General features: G+C 41.2%; 4 protein-coding genes. All 4 read right to left on the reverse strand.

The features are described from left to right. Positions 1-104: 104 nt before the first annotated feature. On the reverse strand, positions 105-491 hold the full coding sequence (locus tag H6G79_RS36210; protein WP_190595338.1) for a hypothetical protein: 387 nt from the start codon (positions 489-491) through the stop codon (positions 105-107). Beyond that, the gene (locus H6G79_RS36215; protein ID WP_277877413.1) at positions 488-823 is read right to left on the reverse strand and encodes a DUF5674 family protein; all 336 of its coding nucleotides are present in this window, start codon (positions 821-823) and stop codon (positions 488-490) included. The genes H6G79_RS36210 and H6G79_RS36215 overlap by 4 nt, the downstream gene beginning before the upstream one ends. A gap of 106 nt (positions 824-929) precedes the next feature. After that, the gene (locus H6G79_RS36220; RefSeq protein ID WP_190595339.1) at positions 930-1,763 is read right to left on the reverse strand and encodes a DNA/RNA non-specific endonuclease; all 834 of its coding nucleotides are present in this window, start codon (positions 1,761-1,763) and stop codon (positions 930-932) included. Between the two features lie 125 nt (positions 1,764-1,888). Then, on the reverse strand, positions 1,889-2,419 hold the full coding sequence (locus H6G79_RS36225) for a hypothetical protein (protein ID WP_190595340.1): 531 nt from the start codon (positions 2,417-2,419) through the stop codon (positions 1,889-1,891). Positions 2,420-2,600 lie beyond the last annotated feature (181 nt).

A 2,600-nucleotide genomic window follows, 5' to 3' on the forward strand; every position in this document is an offset into this window, starting at 1 on the left:
AGGTTGATTCAAGCAGCCTTACAATAATTGCGCTCCCACTTTTGAGAAACTGCAACTATACCTGAGTGAGAAAAAGCGATGCGACCGATCATAGACCTACTTTGCTACACCCCGCTGTAGCTAATCGCCGTTGATTCTGATAACAATCCCGACATATCCAAAACACGCTGCGACCACAAGCTAACTTCAGTGTGAACTTGGATTAAAGCTGTAGCATCAGACCTAATTTTTTCCCAGTTAAATAGCCAACGTGTTAGAGTCCGTCCCAAGTCCACTATCTCAGATGCTTGGTCAATGTCTATTTGCACCATATTAGGAACAGTCCACTCGATAAAATACAAGCTTTCTTTTAAAAGACTGGCAACTGCATCTTCAGGCGTTACATCGTCACAAAAAGATTTAATTCGGGCTAAATTTGTAGCTAAGTGACCCAAGCGAGTAGGGATATTATATTGCAGGAAGCGTTCTTGTTTTTTAGTCCAGTCAGTCATACATTACCTAGTAACTCTGTAATAATTTGGGCAACTTGTTCTCTAATGGTAGCGTCTAAAATCTCCATTGAACGATTACCCTGACTAGGGCGAATATTAATTAGAGAATCATAGCTGATTTTCTGATTAATAGGCATAAAGCCAGCTCCCCAGATATTCTTTTGAGAGCTGCCATCCTCAAGCAATGCTTGTTCACAAAAGTAGTGCATTTCACCGCCGCCAGCCAGAATACGGCGTTCTATGTCCACAGCCAGTTTAATATAAAATTTCTGCTCCTCAAGCATCTGTTCTATTTGTGCGGGAGTGGCACGATTACGTATGATAATAATCAAGATTTTTTACTGTTATTTAGTATTATTTCTTAAAGGTTTGGATTTGACTATTTATATTATTTTAAACCCTTCGGCGGCTCAGACAGTTTAGTTAATAGTTCTCTCTCTAATCTTTGCTTTCATCGACTTTGCTTTCAATCACTTCTTGAATATTTGGCGAAACTAAGGAGAGAAAATCGTAGCCAGTGAGTTGTTCTAATTGGTCAACACTCACCTTATAAGCCCTCCAGTCATTATTTAGTTCTTGCTCATTGGGAATATTAACTGCTATAACACGAGTATTAGCAGTAATACCATTAATCCCAGAACCAGGATTATCTAGTACGACAACAATCTTCCAAGTAGATTTAGGAACTGTTACCTTACCTTTTAGGGGTTCACCTTGACTACCACTAGGGCCAGCGACAATATAAAGTTCTTTACCTTGGCTTACCAATTCTCGACAATAATCTTCTAAATTGCCCCAAGTGTTGCGGTTATTGTCAGGTGTTTGGGGCATCATGTTTGTCATTAAAAAAGTGGACGCATTATCTTCTGTTGTTTTAGTGCGGTCTGCTGAAGGTGCAATATGCCCTCTATCATAACCACTCCCAGAATACATAGAAGGAGTTACCCGTAACCAACCCGCAGGTAATGTGTTGTCCGCGCGGAAGTTATCTTGGCGCTCTGCATCTCCCAACCATGAGGAGTTAAGCTGCCAAGCTACCCAGTTGGCAGTTCCTTTGCTTCGGTTGTAGGAAAGTGCATACTGATTCTTTACCATTAAGTAGTTGTCAGGTGTGATATTCGTTGGCGTTGCACTGCTAGGATTTCCCAAGAGCAAATGCACACTTATTGATGGCGAAAGTTCGGTTGATGGTGGCAATTGGGAATGAGCAGGCGTACACCCAACAAAGAGCGCCACTAAAGCAGCTACACCCCAAAAACGACGGTTTACCATAAATTTTCGTTCTCTTAATTACTGATTTATCTCACTTCAGCATTTTTGATTGTATTTTCAGACTTTCACTAAGTTTGATTTCAACTTTTGAAGTGGGCGATCGCATCCCTACCCGCATCTGTAAACTAACTCACAGGATGATATAGTCCTGTACTTTCGTTAAATTCCCAGCCTAACCCTCCTCTATCCTTGCCCTTGCACCATGCCACAAAAAGCGGTGGTGGTAGATTAACTCGCTGCTCACGTATAGTTTGTGCATTTACATTAAGTCTGGTAGCTAAATTTTCTTCCGTTAGCGGTTGGATTCTTGGAGTTTGCCCTTGATAGTAGGAATTATTGTTGTATGAGTTATTGCGCCGTTTTGGTTGATTATTGAGATGATTTTGAATTTTAAGAATCGCCTCAGTTAGCTGTGTCATTCGGGCTGTTATCTCTTCAATTTTTTGTTCTAAAGAGTCCAGACGTTTATCTTCATCTTCATTACCAGCAATTGCATCAAGGTCATCAATGGAACCATCTAGGTAGAGTTCAATAAATCGGGTGAGCGTGGCTGTTGCTGTTGTGCCTTTTTCCTGGCAACGGGCGATAAACTGCTCCCACATCTTTTGGTCACAGTTAAAAGATGCCAGCTTCTTTGTTTTCCCTGTATTGCTCATATCTAGGTAATGTCTAGGTAAAACTGGACTGCCTGCTTCATCATTCATCTTGATAATTACCTTGACAGTATCATGGTGCGATTCGTTTAATCTAAAGAAGGCTGAAAAGCCTACGGGACGGTTAGCCTAGCTTATCTATTGCTAGGACAACTGATTACACATCTAGGTGCGGGGTTCCTCC

Source organism: Anabaena sp. FACHB-83, assembly GCF_014697485.1.
Taxonomy (GTDB): domain Bacteria; phylum Cyanobacteriota; class Cyanobacteriia; order Cyanobacteriales; family Nostocaceae; genus Nostoc_B.